Here is a 24,832-nt window from a genome sequence, read left to right as displayed (position 1 = left end):
TACATTGATCTAACTCCCCAGTCACCAGGCACCAAAATATCCGATTGTATTGGCGGCAGTCTTCGAGCCCAATTCCAAACAGCTTTCTATTGAAAGGCCTTTCAAAATACCGTAAGTAAACCCGGCTATAAATGAATCTCCCGCTCCCATCGTATCCACAACATCTGTATCCACTACACCATACTCATAAAAATCATTTCCATCATAAGCAAGAGAGCCCTTTTCACCCAAAGTGGCAACTGCAATCTTTGCCCCTTTGCCAACCGCACTTTTTAAAAATTGGCGGATAAATGCATCATTTTCCTTATAAGAGAAGAAAGGATAATCAACATATGGCAGCAGGCTTTGAACCAGCTTATGGGCCAGCTGATCGGAAAAATCAAAGGACGTCAGCAGCCCTTTTTTCTTAAATAGAGAAAAATAATTTTCCGCATGTCCCCATAGCCCGGCATGCACCAGCTGATGAGCGGCAATAAACTCAAGTTCCTCTCCTGTCAAAGCAAATTCGCTCATAACACCTTCATCATACTCACCAAACCGCCGGTCATTGCCCTCCATATGTACATCGGTAACGGCTGTTTTTCCTTCCTTTATGGAAAGATGGGTTGTATCCACCCCCTTATCCTGGATGGCTTTGATCATTTCCTCCCCATAGTGGTCTGTGCCGACCCAGCCAATATACGCAGGTTCCGCTCCCAGTGCTTTTAAATAAACTGCCACATTTACCGGATTCCCCCCAGGATAAGCTTTCCCGCTATCCTTATAGACATCCATGCAGTTATCCCCGACTGTAACGACCTTCATGGTGCTTTCACTCCTTTCAGCTTAAGAAAGGAGCACTGCGCTAGCAGTGCTCGATCATTCTTAGTACTCCATTTTGCGATAATAGCGTCTGAGTTCCAAAGGATGATTTCTCTCCCGCTCTAGGTAAACGCTGATGCGGCTTAGGACAGCCCAATTTATATTGACAGCGAAATGCTTCCTGAATTCATCACTGATCCCATTCATTTTAAAATCCTTCGTATCGATTACAGTCAGTTCTTTGGTGATCTTCTCAGCGAAACGCTCTACACGCTCGGCAAGCGGCCGGGTTTCATCTTCCCCTTTTAGCAGGATGACACTTGTATCTTCGACTACCAATTCAAGCGTGCCGTGGAAAAACTCTGCAGCATGGATCGATTTTGCGTGGATCCACTGCATCTCTTCCAGAATGCACATCGCATAAGAATACGTATTGCCCCATAGATTGCCTGAACCAACCATCATATGGTAGTCCGTATCTTTATGCTTCACAGCAAATTCCTCTGCTTTTTTATCGAATGACTGTACAGCATCGAGAATGGCTCTCGGAAGCAATGATACCTCTTTCACGAATTGATCATATTGCGGAAACTCTTCATTGTTATGCATGAACCGGAAGGATACCATATATAAAAGCATAAAGAATGTATCAAAAGAATGCTTTTCAGATCCAGTTGTGATGCAGTAGTCGACGATTTTTGTCAGCGGCGTGTCCGCTTCAGCGACTAGAGCCAGAGTTGTTGCTCCTCTTTCCCTGCAAAATTCTGCTGCGGCCACCGTTTCCTCTGTTGTGCCTGACACAGAAGTGAAGATGCAGACAGAATCCTTTGTAAAATGCTTAGGGTTCGTGGCCATGAATTCTGAAGCAATTTCTGCGCGGACATCAATGCTTGAGTGTGTTTTGAACATATATTCATAAGGATACATCATGGCGATCGTTCCGCCGGCGCCAATCATGTAAATATTGCTGTAGCCTTTTTTGCAGATACCATCAACAATCTCTTCAATTTTGCCCCTGTAGCCAAGGCCCTCTTTTTCTACTAGTTTCAAAAACAATTCTTCATCAAACTTCAACATGGGGAACACTCTCCTTATGAGTCTCTTGCTCGCGACTTTATTTGTTATGTCTTGTATTATAAATAAACATTACAAATAATTCAATCTTTTTTCTTTGAAAATTTATCAGGGAGTCAGCTATAACTAACTCCCCTTTTGCATTAGGCAACTATATTTTCCTTGCCAGCCTTTGAACCGTACTTTCTTTCCCAATAATAGTAGACAGGCAGTCCTGTGGCGACGACGATAAGCGCCGCTATCATACCCTGGATCGGCGCCCAGGTAAAGGTTCCCCAGGCGAGCCAGGCAGCGCCGGCAATGGCCAGAATGGTTGTAATCCTCCATAAAGGCATCCGATAGACCGGCTTATAATCGTCTCTTTTCCGGCATTTATAAACGGCCGCAAAGTCCATAATGTTGATCAGGAGCTGGATAAGCGTAAAGTATCCAAGCAGAGCCGTTAAATTGCCGAAGAAAACCAGGAAGCACGCATAAATGACCTGCACCAATATCGAAAAGCTTGGGGTTTCATATTTCGGATGAACCTTCGCAAAGCGCTGAAAAAACAGGCCGTCCTTTGCCATCGCATACTCCAGGCGAGGCTGGAACATGATGCATGAGCTCAAAGAACCGAGTATAACAACGATCGCTGTCACTCCTACAAACGATGAAGCAATATCCGATAATCCCGGGATATACTTAACCGCATCAGAAACAGCGGCATTGGATTGGATCAGCTGTTCAAAAGGCATGAGGCCGATTACACAGACAGCAAGGAGCGTATATAGCGTTAGGATAATAAAGATAGAAGTAATCAGCGCACGCGGCAGCACCTTGCCCGGATTCTTAAATTCCCCGGCCATAAAACAGATTGCCGCCATGCCTGTATATGCCCAGGTTGTAGCTGAAACCCCTCCGATTAAGCTTGTTTCCGTACTGCCGGATGCTGGAGTGTAAGAAAAGTTGCCTGGGTTCATATAGATAAAGCCAAGTGCAATGACAATCAGGAATGGAATGATTTTTACGGCTGTAATAATGACCTGAAAGAGGCCGCCTTCTTTTACGCTTCTGTAATGAATTGCTGTGATGGCCAAAATAATGGCGATTCCGAGCAGCTTTCCATTCATCCCGTCAAAGAATGGGAAAAAAGAAGCAACATACGAGACGATCGCAAGGGCCATAATTGAAATGCTTGGAGGATCAAGCGCCCAGAAGGTAGACCATCCATATAAGAAAGCCAATGGCCGCCAGCCTGCTTTATTTAGATACACGTAACCGCTTCCATTTTGCGGGTAGGCTGTAGACAGCTCTGCCAGCACCATGACTTGCGGAATAGCAATCAGCCCGCCGATGACCCAGGCCAAAATTGAAATAGTCGGGGTGCCAGCCGCTTTTGCCACTTCCCCTGTCGAAACAAATATACCGGATCCTATTGTCGTTCCAACCGCAATAGCCAGCGCAGCCCAAAATCCAAGCTTGCGTGTAAGAGCCCCATTACTCATTATGAGTTCCCCCAGTTTTAGAATGGAATGCTTCCATTTCTCTTAATTTTTTCACAGACTCTGAAACTATTTCCTTTGGATTCTTATAATAATCAGATCCCATAATCTCCAGGGTGCATGCCCCCTTATACCCGCTGCTCTCAAGAGACTCCATATACCCCCGCCAATCCAGCACACCATCATCCAGGGCCAAATGGGCATCTGACACACCATCCCCATCTATCAAATGAAAATGCTTAACATCACGGAGAGCGGAAAAATAAACTTCAGGAGTTTCCCCCGCAAGCTGCATCGCTACGGTATCAATCATTCCTGTCAGAGAAGGTGATTGGATATCCTCAATCATCCTCTTAACTCCCTCAACATCCATCACAAGATTGGTCTCAAACCTTGTTAACGGCTCCAGGACGAGGTTCATCCCTTCCTTTTCCGCTATCTTTGCAAGCTGATGAATCGAATCAGCGGCATAATCCCACGATTCCTGCTTGCTCACAGAATGATCCCCAATGCCTGAAGTAATCAGCATCATATTGCAGTCCAGCTCCAGCGCAGCATACAAATTATCCTTAAAGTACTCCACACTGCTTCTTCTCCAATCAGAATCGGACGCCGCAATATTATACGGATAAACACATTGCTCCGGCGTAATGCAAACCAGCTCCATATTTCTCGATTTCAGCTCCCGCTTCATACTTCTTAAATGGCCAGGCAGATTCCGGTATACATAGAAATGCGGCTCCCCAGCCCATAACTCAATCTGCTGGATATCAAGACTTGTCATGCAATCCAAAAACTCCTTAAACGGATAATGCCTGAATGTTATATTCATCCCGGCAAGCTTCATATAATCCCCCCCTTATGAAAACGCTTATTTATTTGTTATGATTTGTATTATAGTTAGGTAATACAAAACAAGCAATACTTTTTTGAAAATTTAATATTTAAGCAAAGATACATAAATTTTTAAAAAATATCATACTCCAGCTCTGTTGATAGACCCAGTCCGTATCTCTTTTGCCAAAATTTTTAAATGCAGAAGGAATACTGAATAAATAGTCGAAATATTATAACTATACCTACTCATTAATGATGAGCAGGTATAGATGGGAGAGTAAATATGCCAGAAAATATACAAACTTTCTTTAAGTCCAAACATGATTACAGGAATTATGCTCTTTTGCGGATATTAGCAGATTCGCCTGTCCCCCTGGGCTCTTGGGTCCTGCGGGAGAAGATGGCACAATTCGACATAGACATAAGCACTGCCAGCATAGGGAGGTTATTGAAGGAGTTTGATCATAAGGGATATACCGAACTGATAAAAAACCAGGGAAGGAAGCTTTCCCATATAGGTATGAAACAACTGGGGTATATCGAAGATGAGCTGAATCGTTATCAAATAGAAAAAGAGTTCATCAATGCCTCCAAACCAAAAAGCTATCAGGACTTGCTCGACCTATTGCACGCAAGGAAGGTTATTGAAATGGAGACGGCCAGGCTCGCAGCCCTTCATGTCCATGAAGAGGATATAAAAAAAATGGAACTTACTATTGAAAAACACAGCTGTGATGCTTCCCATCAATTAGATTTGACAGAGGTCAGCTGCCATTTCCATGAACTAGTCGCAGACGCATCAGGCAATCGTTTTTTATGTTCTACTCTGAAGCTCCTTATATTGGAGGAGATAGAATTGGAAAAGACCTTTCCATACCTTGCCGCTCATACCCAGGGAGGACATTTTGCCCCCGATCATAGTAAGGTGCTTGAAGCCATTAAAGCCGGAGATGCCGATACGGCATCAGCCGAAATGGAAAAACACATGGAGAAGCTGATCTTAGCAATAAAAACTTCCATTAAAGGGGGTGAGAGATAGAACTGGCTTTTAATTTCTTATCTAAATAGGGGGAAAGTGAGATGGAGTTTGGTATTTTGGCTTTACTGCCGCCGCTTATTGCAATTATTATCGCCCTTCTGACAAAGCAAACGATTTTATCCTTATTCATTGGTGTTTGGGTCGGGTCCACCATTATTAATTCATGGAATCCGTTTTCGGGTTTTGCCAGGAGTATCTCTGATTTTATGATTCCTTCGATTGCCGATCCATGGAATGCCGGATTGCTGGTCCTAGTTTCCCTTGCCGGAGGATTTATCCACATTTTGCGGGCAACAGGTGCTGCTCAAGCTTTCGCGAATATCGCTACAAAACGGGTCAATACACGAAAAAAGGTTCAAAATATCACGTGGGGAAGCGCCTTTTTATTCTCCTACACTGAGCCTGTCCTCATTCTTGGAACCATCATGAGGCCGCTCACAGATAAGCTTAATGTTTCCAGGGTTAAGCTTGCATACATCCTAGACTCCATGGGTGCCTCACTTGCAGCAATGTCTCCGATCAGCAGCTACGGGCCTTTTATTACAGGGCTGCTAGCCACACAAATTACTGCTCTCTCTTTATCAGAAAATCCCTGGTCTCTTTTTATTCAGATGATTCCTTATAACTTATATGGATTATTTGCGATGATAGGGGTTTTATATGTTATTAATACAGGACTGGATATTGGACCGATGTACCAGGCAGAGAAAAGAGCAATTGAATCCGGTGAGGTTTTCGGCAAGAATGACAAACCTTTAGTGGCAGACAATGCGGATTCATTCCCTGAAGGCCACGTCTTTAAATTCAGACAGTTCCTCGTACCTATGGTGCTCTTATTCCTAACAATCTTCACTGTTATCTTTTGGACAGGGGATATTGCCGAAAATGGATTCAGGGGAGCATTTATCAATGCCAATATAGTTCTTGCTATCTCTTGCGGTTTTCTGGCCGGATCCGCCGGAGCAGCAATGATTTCAATTTCTTCCGGGCTTCATTCTGTGAAAACAGCTTTCGATGAATGGACACAGGGAGTAGTCAACCTGATGATTGTACCCATGATTCTTGTCATGGCATGGTCAATTGGAAAAGTAGCTGGAGAAATGGAGCTCGGGGCCTATATGGCAGCAATAGTAGGCGATAATCTCCCCTCTTTCTTGGTGCCTGCATTAATTTTCCTGTTGGGATCAGCCATTGCATTCGCGACAGGAAGCTCTTGGGGAGTATTTGCCATCATGATGCCTATTGCCCTGCCTATAGCCGCTGCGATGGATATTAGTATTCCCTTAGTTATAGGGGCTGTAATTAGCGGCGGTTTATTCGGCGACCACTGCTCCCCTATCTCAGACACGACTATCCTCGCTTCAACGGGAGCTGCCTGCGATCATATTGAACATGTACGCACACAGCTTCCATATGCATTGCTGATTGGGATCTGCTCCTTTATCGGTTTTCTGGCCGCGGGAGCAACCGCCGGATGGGTTGGCATCATCATTACCGCCGCAGCAGTATTTTCGAGCCTTTATGTGTTAAACAAAAGAATGAAACGTACGGACTATCCAAAAAACATAACTATGTAAGCAAGGGAAGTGTCATGATTGAAAGTAGATATCATTATACAGAATGCACATATTTTAACGATGGAAGGACAGGGAGTAGGCTTTATAGAAAATGGCTCCATCGCGATAAAAGGAAACAGGATTCACGATATCGGGAGCTTTGATGAGATTAAGGCAAGTTATGAAGGCGAGCGGGTGATTGATGCAACAAACAAATTAGTCATGCCAGGCTTTATCGATGCCCATATCCATACCGGTATTGCCATCTTCCGGGGGGTTGCCCAGGATATGTCCAACTGGATGCAAAAAGGACTTTGGCCATTCATGAAGCACATGACACCCGAAGAATCCGCCAAAGGGTCTATGGTCAATATTATAGAAGGCCTTAAATCCGGCACGACTACCTTCTGTGACTATGATGGAAGGATGGACCTTATAGTAGAAAACTATAAAAAGATTGGGGCACGTGCCAGGGTCGCCGAACTGGTGAATGAAATTCCCGATAATGTCGGCGACCTGCCGGTAGGTGAACTATATCCATTTGATCCTTCCATTGGAAACACGAAGCTAAAAAGAAATCTTGATCTCTTTAATACCCACCATGAAAGCGAAAATGGCAGAATTTCAGTTATTTTAGGTCCTCATGGGCCAGATATGATGAGCCTTGAACTCCTTAAAGAAATAAAAGGTCATGGGGAAAGATTAGACACTAAACTTCATATGCATGTTGCCCAGGGAGACAGAGAGATTGATCAAATGATCAAACGCTATGGAAAAAGGTCTATTGACTTTCTGGAGGAACAGGGGCTATTGAATGAGCGATTGATTGCTGTCCACCTGACAGAAGCAACTAATGAGGAAGCTGCCAGAGTGGCTGAAAGCGGGGCCGGCATGATTTATTGCTCCGGAAGTATCGGTATCATAGACGGCCTTGTCCCTCCTGTCTTTCACTTTATGGAATCAGGGGGAACAGCCTGCTTAGGTTCTGACCAGGCTCCAGGGAATAACTGCAATAATATGTTTAATGAAATGAAATTTTCCGCTATATTAAACAAAGTCAAAATGGCTGACCCGAAGGTGTTCAACGCCACCCGCGCCCTGCGGATGGCAACCATTGAAGCAGCAAAAGTCATGGGGATTGATCAGGAAATTGGGTCTTTAAAGAAAGGCAAAAAGGCTGATATGATTATTATCAATCTCCAGGATCCATCCTTCTTCCCTGTCCTTACAAAGCCGATCAGAAACATAGTTCCGAATTTAGTCTACTCGGCCAGGGGGCATGAAGTCGAAACTACCATTATAGATGGGCAGGTTATTATGGAAAACAGGAAACTGCTAACCATTGATGAAACTGCCGCCATCACAGAAGCCCAAAAAGCAGCTGAAAACATCTCTATCCGTGCCGAAAAAGATATACTCAGTGCTGAAAGCGATATTTTAGATATGGTAAAAGAAGGACTGCTTTAATAAAGGATAGGCATGTCCCTGCTAATAAAAGAGGGACTGCCTCTCCCCATATTCAGAATTCTAATAAAAAAGTTACACTACATTTATTCTATATATTCCCCTTTACTCTAAAACCATCCTTTCACATACCGGGACTCACTCTTTTCAACTTATTAATCAAACAGACGCAAAGACAGTCACCTTGTCCTACAATAAGAATTGCATTAAAATTTACATAATGAAGCTTACTTTCACACACAAAGCCAGGAGATACCCAGTTGAAAAATCTGCTATTCTTTCTATTTCAAATGTTTTTATTCACTATACTTCTCACCATCAACCACTTTGTCGATCAATTTATCAGCAGTCCCTTTGATTCTGGCGACCTGTTCGGTATAGGAGAAATGCTGCTGTTATTCATCCCGCTTGCCCTCCTTGCCGAAAATGTATATAAGCGCTTTACAGATATCTCTTTTTTTCATAAGCTGCTAATAAGCATCCCGGGTCTGGCCGGGGCTATTTTAATATCTGGTTTGGCATTGGGGCAGATACAAATTGGGGGATAGAGTAAAAAGTCTTACTCAGTTAATAAGATATCTAAAAGTGGAAAATAACCCCTGATTATTATAATTAAATAATAATAACCAGGGGGCCTTTCTTAGAGGCTTATAAAAAAAGTCTATATTGCAGCTTTTCGTTATCTAAAATCTTGTATGAGCATAACATTAAAGTCTTCATCATCATGGTTTCCAGCTCTCCTTCCTGTGCCATTGAGTTTTTTTATATAGCACAGCAGTTCCATACAATTGAGAGTGGGTTCTTTGAAGGCAGGCTGTTAAATCCCTTAGAAAAATTGCCGGTTTACAATAGCTAAACTATTGCTGCAATGATTGCTAATCTGCAAGCTGCATGAATGGTTGATTAGTTTACTGCTATTTTTAGGAATAAGTATAAGGACAAAAAAAGAGACAGCCAAAAAGCTGTCTCCTACAGTCCCTCAATCTCCTCCACAACTCTCCCAAACTCCTTCTCTCCCATACTCCCCAGCCTCATATGATACCCCTCAAACGCCAGGTTCTCCGTAATCTTATTCGGCACAATTACACATCTAAGCCCTGCCGCAATGGCAGCCTTGGATCCATTCATAGAGTCTTCAAAAGCAATCGCTTCGGATGGGTCAATCCCGAAATGGCTGATAACATTCCTGTAGAGAGCCGGATCCGGCTTTACCTTCTCTACATCATCAGAAGTCTGGATGTAATCGAAGTACTGTAGGAAGTTCAATTCTTTCAAAAAGAAAGTGACCCATTCCCGGTTGGAGCTGGAGGCCAGCCCGATTTTCAGTCCTCTGCTTTTGGCTTCTTTCAAATAATCTTCAACCCCTTCACGGGCAATCGGGGATTGAAGTTTTTCCTTATGTAAAATATGAGATCTCTCGATGATTTCTTCGATTGTCAGGGTGCCGTTTGATTTTTCCATGATGTATTCATAGAGACCTTTTGAATCTGTGCCAATGAAGTGAGCATAGTCGGCAATCGGCATTTCACTGTGATCAATTGCGAGCATGTCGCAGAATGCTTCGTAAAGGGCATATTCTGTATCGATGATCAGTCCGTCAAAATCGCAGACAATTGCTTTAATCATAGGTTCCACCTTCCTCTTTCTATCTATTTATCCTCGCTTAAAATCAAACTGCCTTCCCCATACTGCCCCATCCAATCCTTACTGAAAGCTTCTACATTATCTTCAATGGACGGAATTTTGACGAGCGCCTCGATCAGTTCCGGTGCAGCCGTGATTCCGTGCGCACCGGCAAGGCAGACATTGTGGATCTGCTGGACGTTTTTGAAGCTGGCTGCCAGGACTTCACAAGATAAGTTGTGCTTTGAGAAAATCTCGGTAATTTCTGCGACCACTTTTGCACCATTGCCTGTAAGATTATCGATCCGGTTAACATAAGGAGCAACATAATCAGCCCCTGCTTTGGCAGCAAGATACGCATTCATCGGCGTATATACGGTTGTTGCCAGTGTGCGGATGCCCTCTGCCTTCAGCATTTTGATCGCTTTGATACCCTCGAAGGTGACAGGAATTTTTACAACAACGTTCCCGGAAACAGCTTCACAAAGCCAGCGGGCCTCTTCTGCCATTCCTTCTGCATCCCCGGCAATCGTCTGGGCAAACAGCTCTTTTTCTTCTCCGATAATAGCTCTGATTTCCTTAAGCAAAGGCAGGAACGGCTTTTGCTCCTTTACGACAATACTTGGATTGGTGGTGACCCCGTCAATCGGGAAGTATTCCACAAGCTTCTTGATGCTTTCAATGTTTGCTGAATCAATGACTAATCTCATATTTTTTCCCTCCTAAAAATAATAGCCTAACTCTTGGATGACAAAAGTTAAGCTATTGTTTTTTATTCATTATGAGTAGATCCGGATTGTGTCTCCAGCGTTAACTTCCTGGATTTCACTGTCTTCCAGGTACAGGGTGCCTGGCAGCTCCGGAGTTTGTGAGCCGTCGAATTTCAGGGTAATATGGCCGAGTGAGGAAAGATTTTGTTTCACAGCATCGCCGACAGAAGTAACTTTATATTCATTGCTGCCGATCTGCAGGGTATCGCCTGCTGCAATCTCGCCTTCAACCCCTTTTACATCGATCAGGAGGCAGTATTCAGCCAGTTCAGCTGGAGCATTATCCCCGAAAAGGATGAACATTTTTTCACCGAAAAATTCAGTTACAGAAGGGCCGATGCTGTTGATTTTGGTTTCGAATTTCGTTGTCATGGTTGTGTCTCTCCTTTGGATCATATTTCTCTATTCGGGACGGGAGCTCCAGGTGCAGGTGCACTCGTGAAGCTCCTTATCCATATTTTCATTTTCTATTATTTAACATCAATCATACAAGCCAAAGCTTGCGAGCCAGGCAATGAAGACGGTCGGCGCCCCCGTGAGGAATCTGGAGTAGAGGACAGATGGCACCCCTACTTCTACTGTTTCAACCTCTGCTTCTGCAAGTCCAAGTCCTACTGGTACGAAGTCAGCAGCAGCTTGAGCATTGATGGCGAACAGGGCCGGCAATGCAAGGTGGGCCGGGATGTTTCCTTTTCCGATTTCAACCCCGATCAATGTTCCGACTACCTGGGCAATAACAGCGCCAGGGCCTAAGAATGGGGAGAGGAGCGGGAATGAGCAGACAAGTGCGATGACGATAAGCCCCCATACAGAACCTGCGAAAGGTGACAGGAATTTCGCGAACACGTCGCCGATTCCTGATTCCAGGATGACCCCGATGAGCATGGCTACGAATGCCATGAACGGAAGGATCGTTTTGATAACTGTATCAATGGCATCACGGCCTGCCTGATAGAAGACGCTCGTGATCGAACCCATTGCCATACCGACTCTAGCCATCAATCCTTTTGGCTTCTGCTGTTCACTGATTTTCTTGTCTGAGCTGTATTTAGGTGTTTTGATCCCTTCAGCTGCCTCTTCCTGTACCGACATTGCCGGAGCCGCTGCTCCTTCAGCATCTGCCAGCTGGATATTTTCCGCCTTTACGCCGGAAACGTAGATATCTTCTGTAATATGCTTGGCCAATGGACCGCTCTGACCCGTCGGCATGATGTTGATTGTCGGGATGCGCTTTTGCGGGTATAGTCCGCAGCGCAGTGTGCCGCCGCAGTCGATGATGACGCATGCCATTTCTTTTTCCGGTACAGATGTCTTAAAGCCGTCGACAAGCTCACAGCCTGTTAATTCAGCAATTTTATCCGCGATCTCCGGCCTTTGACCGCCGGTAATATAGACGACTTTATTTTTCTCGTCTGTTGGTGTTATTACTAAAGGTCCGCCAAATCCGCCAGCGCCCTTTGAAATTTTGATTGATTGAAAAGCTGTCATGTTTCCCACCACCTAGAATTCTATAGTTGAACGGTATCTTTTAGTTTTACGTTTTGCTGCTTGGCTACATAAGAAGTTGTCAGGTCAGTGATCCAGCCTCTTAAGAAGTTGGTGAAAATCCCGACAAGGAAGTAGCGGAGAGCAAGCTCGGTTACATCATGTCCCAGTGTTGTGATTCCTGCTGAAATTCCGAGGAATACGAACAGCTCCCCCGGGTTAACGTGCGGGAATAATCCGTTGTGCGTGTGGCATGAATAGGATGCTGCCGCATAATAGCTTGGCTTATATTTTTCAGGAAGAAATCTTCCCAGTGATAATGTCATAGGATTGGCAAGGACGAATGTCCCGATGATCGGCAGAACGAAATATCTTGTAAATGCATTTTTTCCTGATTTTCTTGCCAGTTTTTCCACACGCTCTTCGCCGACGAGGCGGACAAGTGCGTTCATGGCAACCAATAGCATGATCAATAGCGGTACAATATCTGTGACAAGGCTGACAAAGGTTTCGCCGCCTGTGCGGAATAAGTTCATGAACCCTTCAGCTAATTTGATGATAAAATCCATCTCTTCACCCTCTTCTCATTTCTTTCTTTTTTGGCATGATATAGTCGATCCAGCCTTTTTTCACCTGGAGCTCGCCGCCCTTGGAGATGATGTCATAGCTCTTGAGCGCATCGGCAATTGCAAGCTGGGTCAATTTATCATGGCCTTTGAAATCTTCATCGGAAATCTTCAGCAGGTATTTCCCCTCAAACCCATTCAGGTCCTTGACCTTGGAAAAAACGGTCACACCCTGCATTTTCGCTGCCTTCAGAATTTTATTCCTTTTATCGATAGCGAACATGACAACCGTCCCTGCGCGCAATTTCCCTGTTCTTTTGCCGATGGCCACCCGTCCGAGCGACCTCATTTCGGCATACTTTTTATTAAAATGCTTGATCTGGAAAAACCCGAGGATGCTCTGGACCAGCCAGGCGATCCCAATCAGTATGATTAAAAATAGAATCATCTTCTTAGCCCCTTTCCCTGTTTGACCGTTCGATGCTGGAGACAAAATCCTCATAGGATCCTGCCTGCACCAGCTGTGCGATGAGCTCTTCATTGTTAGCAATCCCGATGATTTCATCATAGATTTTGACAATCAGGCTTTCATTGCATTCATTCTGTTCCTCCGGCAACCCGAGCAGGAACACAAGCCTGACTTCCCTGCCATTCTCCATGACCCCCTCCGGGAAAATCCCGACCGCAAGTTCAATGTCATTGGACTGCTGATTGAAGGTGTGCGGAAAGGCGATATAGCGGTCAAAGACCATTGATCCCTTCTCTTCCCTTTCCTTCAGCCGCTCCAGGAATCCAAGGTCAAGGCGGCCAATTTCAGTCAGCTCGTTTACCATATGGAAGACGTTTTCGTGATAGCCCTTAGAGCTGTCCAGCTGGAAAAATGACTCTTTCGCAAGCAGCTGGGCCATCACAGATTGATACTCGCTGCCATTTTGAATGTTGAGCCTCTGTCTGTAGGCCGCTTTCTCAATCTCCCTCTTCACACGGCTTTCATCGAATATTTCATTGATCATGATAAAAGGTGCATGGGTTTCAAAGGGCAGCTTTACGGTTGAAAAAACAAGATCATATGAATCCAGAACTTCCTTCACTGCATCCTTTTCGGCAAAAAGATTGATTTCTGTATCCTGGTTCAGGATGCGCTCCAGCTGGATGCTGACGAGCTTTGCCGTCCCCCGGCCAGTCCCGCAGACGACTGCTGCTTTTTGGAAGCGCTTGACCTTGATATCACTTTGGCCGATGAAGACCCCGAAGTAAAAGGCCAGATATCCAAGTTCATCCTCCGGCACCTCGAGCCCATATCTGCTCTCGATCACCTGTCCGGCAATTTCCGCCATCTTGTAGGCAACCGGATATTTTTCCTTCACATCGGCGAGCAGTGCGTTCTTCAGGCGCAGCCCGAAAATCAGCCGGTTCAGCATAAAGGTCAAGTGGTACAGGAGATCCTGAAAGAAGGATTCATTCTGCTCAATGATTTCCTTTTTAAAGCCAACCTGTTCTAGGATCTGTTCAAGCAGCCGCCTTACATCATCGGTAATCGCAATATCGGCCAGCGTCCGATTGTTTGTCGGCGTCCGCCTTCCCGCGATCGGAATCGTGATGAACAGAGCCTCAGCTTCAGGGATTTCTATCGGGAGCTGCTTTTGAATCGCTTCAACGATTTCAAACGCGATCCCGTGCTCCTGTGTGCCGATCAGCTTTTTATGCTTTTCCTCGATAGCTTCAAGATGATGATTTTTCAGAAGCCGGTCCAGCATGATGATGATGAATTCCATCAGCCTCTCCTGGGTAGGAGATTCGAGATTATACTCATGCGAGATTCTCTCAATCGATTCCGTAATATCTTCATCAAGCGGATAATCTCCATACAGCACATCATACAGATGATCCAGGATGTAGAAGCGCAGATCCAGTTCCCTGCCGCTCAGCTCCATCCCTCTGTTCGGCTTGCCGTGGATGATGAGCTTGTATGTCTCAAGGGAAACGGCTGCCTTTTTCAGCTCATTGACGAGTGTTGTGCGGCCCAAGTGCATTTCCTCTGCCAGATCATCCAGTGTGTATGTTTCTTCGCTGTTGATGAGCCGGTCAATGATGAAGCCGATCCGGCCCTTTTGCGAATTCAGCGAGCTATCTTCCGGGCTGCTTTCTTCCAGATAAGATTGGAACGCTTTCATATTATTGATATCGAAACGAAAGCCTTTTCCTCTTTCATTGAAAAAAGAAGCGATTCCGTTTAGGTCTTCATTCAGCTGTTTGATGTAATTCCTGATCGTCCTGGTGCCCACACCCATTGCATCTGCAAGCTCATCAAGTGAGTGATAGGTTTTTGTCCGGGCAATTGCCAGCATCTTTGCTGCACGTTCATCTATCATTCTGTCAGACATTTGATCACCCCTATTTATATGGAAGCCGGACGGTCTGCCCGCTGGCCGGCTTCCATAAAGGCGTCGTAATAACGTCTTTTCAAAGCATCAGCCGCGGGATTTACCGCCTGAAATATTAAAAGTTGTCCCTGTTACATAGCCTGCACGGTCAGAAGCCAGATAAGAAACCAAATCAGCAATTTCTGTCAGCTTTCCTTCGCGCCCAAGCGGGATCGATTTGCTGTAATCCGTTGAAAGACCATCAACCGTCACACCGCGTGTGTACGCTAATGCTTCATTATAAGCATCTGTCCTGAGGCCAGTTGTTTCAATGATACCAGGGGCAATCGCAACGACACGAATATTGTGTTTGCCAAGCTCCTTCGCCCATGCCCTTGTAAAAGCAATCACCGCTCCCTTTGTTGCGGAATAGCAGCTTTGTCCGGCAGAACCTTCCTGGCCGGCCTCTGAAGATACATTGATAATCACACCGCCGCTCTGCTTCAGCATCTTCTTCGCAGAAGCCTGGGCAAACAGATAAGGACCCTTCTGATTTACAGCAACCATGAAATCAAAGTCTTTTTCACTTAACTCATATTCCGGCTTTTCTCCCTTGTCGTCAACCAAAAGTCTAGGAAGATTCACACCTGCATTATTCACTAGGATATCCAAAGACCCGAACAGCTCAACCGTCTTCGCAACCGCCTGGTCAACACTCTCCTTCTTCGTCACATCACACTGGATAAAATAAGACCCGTTTTCCTGCTGTCCTTCTTCCCCATTCAAATCGGCAACCACAACCTTCACACCGTTCTTCAGGAGTTCATTCGTAATATGTAAACCGATGCCCGAAGCACCACCCGTAACAATCGCTACCTTCTCTTCCAAACCAAGCCAAGAACCGCTCATCTGTCATTCCTCCTCACCAAGTTGAAAACACTTACAATTTCTAATTTCAGTATAGTAATAGAACAGGAAATGATTAATACAGACTTTTTCACTCAAGTGTGAAAATGGGTGTATGAATTGGGCCAGGAGGTCCGCGGTGGGCCATGGGGTCGGGTTCCTTGTATCGTTTTTTGGGTGGTGGGCCATGGGGTCGGGTTCCTTGTATCGTTTTTTGGGTGGTGGGCCAGGGGGTCAGTCCCCCTGGCTCGATTTTTCGTGGGAAAAGCGCACAGCTCTAGGGGAGCCGTGCGCTTTTTTGTACACCTAGAGCCGGGGGGCAGGTCCCTTGGCTCGTTTTTCTCGGTGGAGCCATGGGATCTGGTCCCTTGGCCCATTTCTGGGCTGGGATCCATAGGGACAGTCCCCGGTCCTTTACCACAAAGCTTTGCTGACGGAACGAAGGAGAGGCAGACAGGTATAAAACGCATGTAATGCTTATGGGGGCTTATGGAGAATTAATCAGACATTCGATTAGTTTTTTACGGCTAACCGGCATCTGTATAAAGCAGGCCATATGAATGAATCAGGCAGAAACTTAACAAGAAATGTCTAGTCAGCCATATATATAGTGTGAGGATTCAGTTAACTGGGGGGATTAAGATGATGAGATGGAGTCAAATAAGAAAGATGGGAAAACAAAGATTTGTTCAGGTGTACAGCCTGGCCATATCTATCCCGCTTGTACTTGATTACTATATTATTAAATTCCTCCTTGGTTCATTTCCCATTAGTATTGCATTTACTGAGGTGTTGATAATTTGGGCTGCATGTTTGTTATTTGGGGCAGCCCTTGCTACCTTTGTTTGGAGCAGAATGGAAAAGATTTAAGATCACCCCTTTTTAAGAGCTTCAAATCCATAACCGTTCACAACATACACCTATAGCGCTCCATCACAGCCGGCATTTCACTGGGAATTTGAACTAAGTTCTGCAAACGTATCCCACTCGACCACTTCCTCATACTCCTCACCACCAATCTTGTAAGTAACCTTCGCCTCCCTGCTTTCATCCTCCTTCACCTCACCAAGTTGAATTTCAGCAGCAATCCTGCTCTCTCCCTGGACTTTAAATCCATGTATATCTTTTACTTTCCCTAAATTGCGGTCTCCCGAATATATACCCGTTTCCTTCAAAGGATCGGCACCGAAAAATTTATAGGCAATCCCATCCTCCTCAAATGTAACAGGAGCACCATCTTCTTTAATTAAGTCAATAGAAGTAATGCTTGCCGGCTCTTCACCCGTCCACTCAATCGGCAGAACCATATAATAGCTTTCACCCGATTCCATTGAATCAGCATACAGATTTCCGAACATAAACTCACCATCATTTTTGGTTTCCAACTCGCTGCAGGCAGTAAGGAACAAAGCCGGAAGTATGATTGGCCATACCTTTAGTGTTTTCATCATCAGCCTCCTCTTGGCTATCCCGCTGCCATAACACTTTTCTAGGTAAAAATAGATTCCTTTTAAAAGTTCATAGTGTGCCGCTCCTTTACTGAACAGAAAACCGCATGGCAGAAGGAATAAAGCCATATTAATCAAACGTTTGATTAATTTATTTATAGCCTGTTTGTATCCTAGAGAAACACACCGGGCCACAGAGGGTGGCGCTTTATAATCTGGCCAGCAGCCTGCTTAATCAACTAACTCATATTAAACTGATCATAAAAAACTTTCGACTGCTGCTGATCACTGGCCGATACATAACATCTCAATCTTATCTGCTTTTCATGAAAATAACTGCCTATTTTGCTATAATTATACTATTATTTACAAAAATTTACATATGAACGTAGGATCTAATCGAAAGCGGGGGAAACAATGTCTTTTCTTAAAAACGTCTTTAATGTCTTAACAGACAAGCGGGATATAAAAGAACCTGAAATCTATAAGCATTTCAATGAAAAATCAGCCACTATCTCACATCTGACCGAGCTGGCTGAAAGCAAAGATCCAAACATCGACCTGAAAAAAGTGGAAAACCACTTGAAGTTATTCACCATCGGTCAAACAGGAGAAAAAAACGTCCTGTTTGAACTCCAGCACTCCATGCTGCCGCTGGTCATCCTGCATGACGTGTATCTGGAGTATGAGGATTATGCTGCTCAATTAGATTTTGTCGTTATTACACATAAGTTTATTCTGGTATTAGAAGTGAAAAAGATGTTTGGCAATATACATATTACTGATAAAGGGGAATTTCAAAGAGTAATTACGAAGAACAACAGGATCATTAACAAAGAAGGGATGTACAGCCCGATCAACCAAGTCGGGCGGCATGTGGGAATCCTGGAAAAACTCCTGAAAGATGACGGCGCCATAAAAAATTGTCCCGTTACCTATGCTGTTACATTTGCAAATCCCAAAACTATATTAAATATCGCTAAAAATGCGCCGGCAAATGTACACTCAAGTGTCATCCGCCATGACCAAATCAAAGCTTTCATTCAAAATGAGCTGGAGAAAAAATCACCTGTATTCATGACAGATCAACTCGTCTATGGGATCGTGGATACTATCCTGAAATACAGTAAAGAAAAGCAATTTAACAAAGAAGATTATTTGCTGCAAACATCTCTAGCGCCTCAAAAGGAATTATCAAACGTTTCCCCTGTCCCAGCTGTAAAATTAAATGATAAGGATAGCATCTTAAAAAAATCTCTAACTGAATATCGTCTTAACCGTTCAAGAGAATTGAATATTAAACCTTACCATATTTTCACTAATAAAATGCTGGATGGGCTCTTGGAGAAAAAGCCTATGACCATTGAGCAATTGCTAGAGATTGAAGGGGTTAGCCAGAAAAAAGCGGTGGACTACGGAAAGGATCTAGTGGCGATCATTAGCGGACAACCGCCAGAATCACTTTTGTCAAAGCAGCAGCACACCAAGGATACCCAGAATGATTCACCAAATGAAAAAGAAATTCGGTCAGCTTTAATAGCATTCAGAACCAGTCACTCAAAAAAGCTCAATGTAAAACCGTATTATATCTTTACTAACAATACGCTAGAATCAATATTAGTTAAGAGGCCTGGTACTATGAGTGAACTATTGAATATAGAAGGCATCGGGCCTAAAAAAGCCGGGGAGTTTGGGCAGGAACTGCTGGATATAGTAAAGGGAAAATAAAAAAGGAGGGGGCTGTCCCCCTCCTAAATTTCCCGGTCTGTGTCAGGTACCGAAAACAATTTTAAACTACTTCCCCTTTTTTACTTGGTGTTAACACGGTGCCAATTACAGCAATAATACCTGCAATAACAAATGTATAGAAGCTCCAGATTAAATCAACATTCATACTTAACAGGTAGCCCACAAGTATCGGTCCCGAAATTGCACCAATCCTGCCAATCCCCAGACCCCACCCTAAAGCAGTAGCCCTGGATCTCGCCGGATAATACTTTGTAACAAAAGCATTGAGAATTTGTGTACTTCCGACTGCACCGAAACCAGCAATGCCTACTAATACGTATGTTACTGCTAGTGGCGGTGCTCCCAGAGTTAAAACAAATGCACAGACTGCTGCCAGAAAGTAAGAAACGCCAATAACCCTTTTCGATCCCCAGCGATCAGCAATGGCGCTTGCAAATAGTGCGCCTATTCCTGCGGTAAGATTCATCACTAACAAGAAAGATAAACTGGAATTAAGTGAGTAGCCTAATTCTGTCATTATTTTCGGCAGCCATGTGTTTAAACCATACACTAAATAGAAACCCATCATGTATGTTAGCCAAATAAATAAGGTAGCCCTGAAGTATTGTTTTGAGAACAGCCCTTTTAATGATTTCTGTTCATTTTGCTCACCCATTTTTGCTCCGCTTTCTTGTTCTTTAAAAAATAAAATATTCATTTGATAACGCTTACAAATTTCTTCTGCTTCTTTAGTTTTATTTTTTGAGAGAAGGAAGCTTACTGATTCAGGCAAGTATTTGATCATAACTGGTACAATCAATAAAGGAATCGCGCCAATCCAAAACATGAACCTCCAGCCGAATGACTCTAATAAAAGAATGGCTAAAATTGCACCCATAACTGTTCCGAAAGAATAACCAGTAAACATGATGGAATAATTCAATGTCCGGCGGTGAGTCGGTGAATATTCAACGGCAAGCGCAGAGGCGGTCGGAATCACTCCCCCTAAGCCAATTCCCCCAATAAAACGGAAAATGCCAAAAACTCCTGGTGATGGAGCCATGGCACAGGCTGCCATTGTCAACGAAAATAATGTGAGACAAGTTATCAAGGTCCACTTTCTTCCTATAAGATCTGTAATTGTTCCTACAAACACAGCACCGAACAGCATACCAAATAGTGCATAGCTTCCTATTGTCCCAGCTTCAGCAGCTGTTAATCCCCATGGCTGGTAATCTAACAGACTCGGGAGAACAGCACCATAAATGCCCAAATCGTACCCATCTGCCAAAATGCAGAAAAAACAAATACCCAGTATAAAATACATTAAAGATCCAGGCACTCCTGCTTGGGATGCTTGACTATCCACATTTGCTTGGCGAGGCATTTCTTTAATTACTTGACTCATTCTCATTTCACTCCTTAATTTAGGCAAATAAAACATTATAATGGTCAGTCTCTATTAAGCTCTCCTCCGTTTTTGTTAAGAGGAACCTCTGTTGCTAACGGTTGGAGGGAAGAAGCAATTATTTCTCTCCCCTCGAACAGTTGCCAACCAAGTAGCCAGTCTCATTTATTTTTGTTCAACCAGCTATATTGATAGTTTTCATCTTCCAGTCTTTGTGCTTTTTTTACAACCTTCAACGGACGGAAGGTATCAATCATAACTGCCAGTTCCAGTGTCTCTTTTTTTCCGATACTGGCTTCAGCTTTTCCTGGATGCGGGCCGTGGGGAATTCCTGAAGGATGAAGAGTTATCGACTCTTGCTTTACTCCTTTTCTGCTCATAAAATTGCCTTCTACATAATAGAGGACCTCATCACTGTCTACGTTGCTGTGTGCATATGGTGCAGGTATAGCCTCCGGATGATAATCATACAGTCTTGGGACAAAGGAGCAAATGACAAAGTTGTGCCCTTCAAATGTCTGATGAATGGGAGGCGGCATATGAATACGGCCTGTTATCGGTTCAAAATCACCTATATTAATGATCCATGGATATAAATATCCGTCCCACCCTGCAACATCCAGGGGGTGGTGAGGATAATGGTGGGAATGCAAGAATCCCCTTGACTTTGTCCTTACCTCAAAATCCCCAGCTTCATCGTAAGTAGTTAACTTTTCCGGCCCTTTAATATCTCTTTCGCAAAAAGGACTGTGCTCAAGAAGCTGGCCAAATTCATTCCGATACCGCTTAGGTGTTGTGATCCAGCTGTTTGTTTCTACAACTAGAAACTTGGACTCCCCTTGATCGGGAGCTACACGGTATATTGTCCCTACTGGTATAACAATATAATCACCTGGCTTATAGCTGAGTGTTCCAAAAGTAGATTCAATTTTCCCTGTGCCATGATGGACGAATAATAATTCATCGCCATCACTGTTTCTGTAGAAGTAATTCATACCTTCAGAAGGCCTTACAATGCCAATTAAAAGATCTTCATTTCCTAAGACGTACTCTCTGCCCATAAAAGCATCCTGCGGTTCTTTATTTACATCCCCGGTATAAAAGTGACGCGGCCGCAGCGCACTCTGCTCTTCATATTCAGCATTCCGTTCGCCGAATAGTTCTGCCTTACTCATTTGCGTAGGTGGATTATGGTGATACAAAATGGATTGGATCCCTGAAAATCCTTTAGTCCCCATTACTTGCTCCCTATACAGGGATCCATCCTCATTGCGAAATACAGTGTGCCTTTTACGGGGAACCTTCCCCATTTGCTGATAAGACGGCATATCATTCAGCCTCCTTGTTGATTTACCTTACAGCGCCAGCACCCATGCCAGCTTTCTCCTTTAATGCCACTTCTCTGTCAAGGGCTGGTTCAATTACACCAGTGACTTCTCCAAAGCCGATCCGATATCCATCCCCCTGGCACCAGCCTGTCATTGTCACTTCATCACCATCTTCCAGCCACTTTCTTTGTTCACTGTTGTTTAACTGTATGGGGTCTGTCCCTCTCCAGGTTATTTCTAATAAGCTTCCGCGGGAATCTTTTTGAGGGCCGCTTATAGTGCCAGAAGCAAGCAAATCACCTGAATTAAGGTTACATCCTCCTATAGTATGGTGAGAAACTTGTTGGGCTGCACTCCAATACAAAGAACTATAATTGGTTGAACAAATCCGTTTTGATGTGTTCATCCCTTTACCCCTTAGATGGACTTCAAGCTGAATATCAAATGAGCCCGGCCCTTTTTGTTCCAGATACTCTAATGGCTTTGGATCTTGAGAAGGCCCTTCTATACGGAATGGTTCCAGGGCTTCCAGCGGGACTACCCACGGAGAAATGGAAGTTGCAAAACTTTTAGCCAGGAAGGGACCTAAAGGCTGATATTCCCATGACTGAATGTCACGGGCACTCCAATCATTTACTAGAACCATGCCAAAAATATGTTTTTCCGCGTCTCCAATGGCAATGGGCTCCCCGCGGTCATTGCCTGTGCCAATAAAACAGCCCACTTCCAATTCAAAATCTAGCTGATTACAGGCGGAGAAGACTGGCGGACGATCAAGAGGCTTTATTTGTCCCAAAGGCCTCCTAACATTGGTACCGCTCAAAACAACAGAACTGGCCCGCCCATGATACCCTACCGGTAAATGAGTCCAGTTCGGCATTAAGGCATTCTCCCTGCCGCGAAACATTTCTCCTACATTCATCGCATGCTCTTTAGAGGCGTAAAAATCTGTATAATCTCCTATTTTGACAGGAAGGTGGAGTGTAATAGTTTTTCTGGGCAGCAATACTTGTTTTCGAAGTTCATCATTATCTCTAAGATCAGGCTCATCCTCTGACAATAAAAGTTGAATCTTTTTTCTTGTCCCACTCCAAACATCCCGGCCCATTATCATAAATGAATTTAGAGTGGACTGGCTAAAAATCTTTGTATCCTTGCCTAATAGATCTTCAAAAAAACCTTTTTCCTCCAATATGGACAAATCTAGTACAAAACTTCCGATAGCCACTCCCACTCTCGGTTCCGATAAATTCTTTGTACTAAAAACACCATATGGGAGGTTTTGAATCGGGAAGTGAGATTCCGGCTGTACTTCAATAAAAGACTTCATTAAATGACCTCCTGTCGGCTGCTTAATTCCATAAATTCATCTCTTGGTTCCACAAAACTGCAGCTTCCAAATGAGCAAAGGTATTGTTTCCGTAAATCCTTCATTTCTTCAGAAGGAAGTCTTAAATCCTTCCAAAAGAAAGCGTCTCTATTTACCACAAAATGTTCTTCATGTTCATCTAAAAGGATTTCTTCTATTTTGCCTTCATCGAGATCCAAGTGATAGGCGAACATACCTGCAAGGAAGACATTCAGGAAACCATGCATCTTTGTCTTTACTTCTCCCCGGTACATGCGTATTGGATGATGCAGTCCCGCAGTGAACTTTATTGGCAATTTACGCAAGCTGCAAGAAGCAAGTACAAATGCAACTTGCTGAGGAGCAGGAAACATTTCTGCGCTAGTTCCACCTGTCCGCAGCTTTATCCCTATCTTTTCGTTATGCAGTGCATTAAAAGCAGCTATTGAATCTAATGACTTGCCTAATTGATTTCTCCAACCGTCGCTGTCCTGAAGGGATACTTCACAGAACACCTTCATCCCCAACTTGCTTGTTTCCCCTGAAATCTCTTTGAGCATTTCCTGAGAAGGAATAACAGGCGGCAAGGGGACCTCAATCACGTTTACGCTTAACCAATGCTTGCAATTAGCTGCATAGGTGCAAATATAATCTAAATCCTCGTTAAGCTGTTTCAGGCACTCATTTATCGACCTGCTTTTACGCCCAACAACTGTTAGCGCCAACGGCCTCTGCATTGTAAATAACTCTTGATATTTTTGTAGTTCCGGCAACTTTGCAACAGGTACGATGAAAGGACCCAGCATCCAAGAATCGGAGCTGTTTATATAGCTCTCATAATTCCTAATAGCAGTCTCCAATGGAAGACTGGCTGGCGGAAATAAACCGGCATAATCAATCAACCCTTCTAAAAATGCATAGACAGCCGGGGCATTCTTCACGTTCCTCACATCCTTCTTTGTTCAATCACATATAGAAACCAGATTCTCTTCAGCGATTCCGGTAGTAATGGCTGAAAAAAACAGGATAACTTTAGATTTTTGTTAATTCGCTGCCCACACCTTGATGCATCCGAACCAATTCATCTGCCAGATTCTCAATGCGGCATATAATATCCTTGTCAAACACTTCATTTTGTTCGTTAAAATGACTGGTATGAGCATACACATAACTTGGTGCAACATAAGCGCGCAAATAGCCGGCAATAGGCTTTAATTGGTTTTCTATCATTAAATAATGCTGATAAGTCCCTCCATTAGCAGCAAACCCCATAACCTTGTTCCGGAATACCTCAGGCGGGATCAGGTCGATGAGATTTTTTAACGGTGCTGGGAATGAACTGTTGAAAACAGGTGAGCCAATCAAATAAAAATCAGCCTGAGAAACTTTTTCTATCGCCTCTCTTGTATCCTTGCTATACTCACCTATTTTTCTTCCATCACAGAATTGCAGCTCATATTTACTTAGATCCAGCAGGTCTACCTCGACACTTGGATGCCTTCGCTGTACCTCATCAAGTATTCTCTTTACTAATACAGCGGTTTTAGCCCCTAATATTGTTCCGGATATACCAAGCAGCTTCATTATTGAATCTCCTCTCTCCTCAG

At 44.0% G+C, this 24,832-nt stretch carries 24 protein-coding genes; 6 read left to right on the top strand and 18 right to left on the bottom strand.

Going from position 1 to position 24,832, the window contains the following annotated elements; all coding sequences use genetic code 11:
* Positions 1-21 precede the first annotated feature (21 nt).
* The 4 genes from frlD to ABU165_RS06510 form a co-directional block, all read right to left on the bottom strand.
* Complete coding sequence (frlD, locus tag ABU165_RS06525) at positions 22-804, bottom strand: fructoselysine 6-kinase (RefSeq protein WP_318059837.1); 783 nt, start codon at positions 802-804, stop codon at positions 22-24.
* Positions 805-864: 60 nt separating this feature from the next.
* The gene (locus ABU165_RS06520) at positions 865-1,878 is read right to left on the bottom strand and encodes an SIS domain-containing protein (RefSeq protein WP_318059836.1); all 1,014 of its coding nucleotides are present in this window, start codon (positions 1,876-1,878) and stop codon (positions 865-867) included.
* 140 nt (positions 1,879-2,018) lie between these two features.
* Complete coding sequence (locus ABU165_RS06515; RefSeq protein WP_094768681.1) at positions 2,019-3,359, bottom strand: amino acid permease; 1,341 nt, start codon at positions 3,357-3,359, stop codon at positions 2,019-2,021.
* Positions 3,352-4,203 (bottom strand): sugar phosphate isomerase/epimerase family protein, encoded by an 852-nt coding sequence (locus ABU165_RS06510; protein ID WP_318059835.1) that lies wholly within the window; start codon positions 4,201-4,203, stop codon positions 3,352-3,354. The genes ABU165_RS06515 and ABU165_RS06510 overlap by 8 nt, the downstream gene beginning before the upstream one ends.
* A 273-nt stretch (positions 4,204-4,476) precedes the next feature.
* Here ABU165_RS06510 and ABU165_RS06505 point away from each other — a divergent pair, with 273 nt between their 5' ends.
* The 4 genes from ABU165_RS06505 to ABU165_RS06490 all read left to right on the top strand — a co-directional run bounded on the left by ABU165_RS06505 (position 4,477) and on the right by ABU165_RS06490 (position 8,800).
* Positions 4,477-5,232, top strand: a complete 756-nt coding sequence (locus ABU165_RS06505) for an FCD domain-containing protein (RefSeq protein WP_318059834.1) — start codon at positions 4,477-4,479, stop codon at positions 5,230-5,232.
* Between the two features lie 41 nt (positions 5,233-5,273).
* Complete coding sequence (locus tag ABU165_RS06500) at positions 5,274-6,809, top strand: Na+/H+ antiporter NhaC family protein (RefSeq protein ID WP_318059833.1); 1,536 nt, start codon at positions 5,274-5,276, stop codon at positions 6,807-6,809.
* A gap of 18 nt (positions 6,810-6,827) precedes the next feature.
* Complete coding sequence (locus tag ABU165_RS06495; RefSeq protein ID WP_318059832.1) at positions 6,828-8,255, top strand: amidohydrolase family protein; 1,428 nt, start codon at positions 6,828-6,830, stop codon at positions 8,253-8,255.
* Positions 8,256-8,512: 257 nt separating this feature from the next.
* A complete protein-coding gene (locus ABU165_RS06490) occupies positions 8,513-8,800 on the top strand; it encodes a hypothetical protein (RefSeq protein ID WP_318059831.1) in 288 nt (95 codons plus the stop codon).
* A gap of 421 nt (positions 8,801-9,221) precedes the next feature.
* Here ABU165_RS06490 and ABU165_RS06485 read toward each other — a convergent pair whose 3' ends face one another.
* The 8 genes from ABU165_RS06485 to ABU165_RS06450 form a co-directional block, all read right to left on the bottom strand.
* A complete protein-coding gene (locus tag ABU165_RS06485; protein ID WP_318059830.1) occupies positions 9,222-9,878 on the bottom strand; it encodes an HAD family hydrolase in 657 nt (218 codons plus the stop codon).
* Positions 9,879-9,901: 23 nt separating this feature from the next.
* On the bottom strand, positions 9,902-10,585 hold the full coding sequence (locus ABU165_RS06480; protein ID WP_224949317.1) for a fructose-6-phosphate aldolase: 684 nt from the start codon (positions 10,583-10,585) through the stop codon (positions 9,902-9,904).
* Positions 10,586-10,654: 69 nt separating this feature from the next.
* Positions 10,655-11,017 carry a PTS glucitol/sorbitol transporter subunit IIA gene (locus ABU165_RS06475; RefSeq protein ID WP_129612840.1) on the bottom strand — a complete coding sequence of 121 codons (363 nt, stop codon included), beginning with the start codon at positions 11,015-11,017 and terminating at the stop codon, positions 10,655-10,657.
* A 108-nt stretch (positions 11,018-11,125) separates the two neighbouring features.
* On the bottom strand, positions 11,126-12,133 hold the full coding sequence (srlE, locus tag ABU165_RS06470) for a PTS glucitol/sorbitol transporter subunit IIB (protein WP_094769736.1): 1,008 nt from the start codon (positions 12,131-12,133) through the stop codon (positions 11,126-11,128).
* A 20-nt stretch (positions 12,134-12,153) separates the two neighbouring features.
* A complete protein-coding gene (gene srlA, locus ABU165_RS06465) occupies positions 12,154-12,699 on the bottom strand; it encodes a PTS glucitol/sorbitol transporter subunit IIC (protein WP_009792837.1) in 546 nt (181 codons plus the stop codon).
* A 4-nt stretch (positions 12,700-12,703) separates the two neighbouring features.
* Complete coding sequence (locus ABU165_RS06460; RefSeq protein ID WP_009792836.1) at positions 12,704-13,144, bottom strand: transcriptional regulator GutM; 441 nt, start codon at positions 13,142-13,144, stop codon at positions 12,704-12,706.
* 4 nt (positions 13,145-13,148) lie between these two features.
* A complete protein-coding gene (locus ABU165_RS06455; protein ID WP_318059829.1) occupies positions 13,149-15,080 on the bottom strand; it encodes a BglG family transcription antiterminator in 1,932 nt (643 codons plus the stop codon).
* 87 nt (positions 15,081-15,167) lie between these two features.
* Positions 15,168-15,968, bottom strand: a complete 801-nt coding sequence (locus tag ABU165_RS06450) for an SDR family oxidoreductase (protein ID WP_318059828.1) — start codon at positions 15,966-15,968, stop codon at positions 15,168-15,170.
* Between the two features lie 639 nt (positions 15,969-16,607).
* Here ABU165_RS06450 and ABU165_RS06445 point away from each other — a divergent pair.
* The gene (locus tag ABU165_RS06445) at positions 16,608-16,835 is read left to right on the top strand and encodes a hypothetical protein (RefSeq protein WP_318059827.1); all 228 of its coding nucleotides are present in this window, start codon (positions 16,608-16,610) and stop codon (positions 16,833-16,835) included.
* A 77-nt stretch (positions 16,836-16,912) separates the two neighbouring features.
* Here ABU165_RS06445 and ABU165_RS06440 read toward each other — a convergent pair whose 3' ends face one another.
* Complete coding sequence (locus ABU165_RS06440) at positions 16,913-17,413, bottom strand: hypothetical protein (protein ID WP_353762613.1); 501 nt, start codon at positions 17,411-17,413, stop codon at positions 16,913-16,915.
* A gap of 417 nt (positions 17,414-17,830) precedes the next feature.
* On the opposite strand from ABU165_RS06440, the gene ABU165_RS06435 reads away from it, so the two are divergent.
* Positions 17,831-19,141 carry an HRDC domain-containing protein gene (locus ABU165_RS06435; RefSeq protein ID WP_318059825.1) on the top strand — a complete coding sequence of 437 codons (1,311 nt, stop codon included), beginning with the start codon at positions 17,831-17,833 and terminating at the stop codon, positions 19,139-19,141.
* A 61-nt stretch (positions 19,142-19,202) separates the two neighbouring features.
* On the opposite strand, the gene ABU165_RS06430 is transcribed toward ABU165_RS06435, so the two are convergent.
* The 5 genes from ABU165_RS06430 to ABU165_RS06410 form a co-directional block, all read right to left on the bottom strand.
* Positions 19,203-20,528: an MFS transporter gene (locus ABU165_RS06430; RefSeq protein WP_396349963.1), complete on the bottom strand. Its 1,326-nt coding sequence runs from the start codon at positions 20,526-20,528 to the stop codon at positions 19,203-19,205.
* Between the two features lie 182 nt (positions 20,529-20,710).
* Entirely contained in the window at positions 20,711-21,877 is a 1,167-nt protein-coding gene (locus tag ABU165_RS06425) for a homogentisate 1,2-dioxygenase (protein ID WP_318059824.1), read from the bottom strand.
* A 22-nt stretch (positions 21,878-21,899) separates the two neighbouring features.
* Entirely contained in the window at positions 21,900-23,207 is a 1,308-nt protein-coding gene (fahA, locus tag ABU165_RS06420) for a fumarylacetoacetase (RefSeq protein ID WP_318059823.1), read from the bottom strand.
* Positions 23,207-24,166 (bottom strand): hypothetical protein, encoded by a 960-nt coding sequence (locus ABU165_RS06415; RefSeq protein WP_318059822.1) that lies wholly within the window; start codon positions 24,164-24,166, stop codon positions 23,207-23,209. Before ABU165_RS06415 ends, fahA begins: the two co-directional genes overlap by 1 nt.
* A gap of 91 nt (positions 24,167-24,257) precedes the next feature.
* Positions 24,258-24,809: an NADPH-dependent FMN reductase gene (locus ABU165_RS06410; protein WP_318059821.1), complete on the bottom strand. Its 552-nt coding sequence runs from the start codon at positions 24,807-24,809 to the stop codon at positions 24,258-24,260.
* Positions 24,810-24,832: the final 23 nt, after the last annotated feature.

The sequence above is a fragment of the Cytobacillus sp. T106 genome (genome assembly GCF_040492155.1).
Taxonomy (GTDB): domain Bacteria; phylum Bacillota; class Bacilli; order Bacillales; family Cytobacillaceae; genus Bacillus_AB; species Bacillus_AB infantis.
Note: the sequence above shows the minus strand (reverse complement) of the source record. Positions and strands in the feature narration are given on the sequence as shown.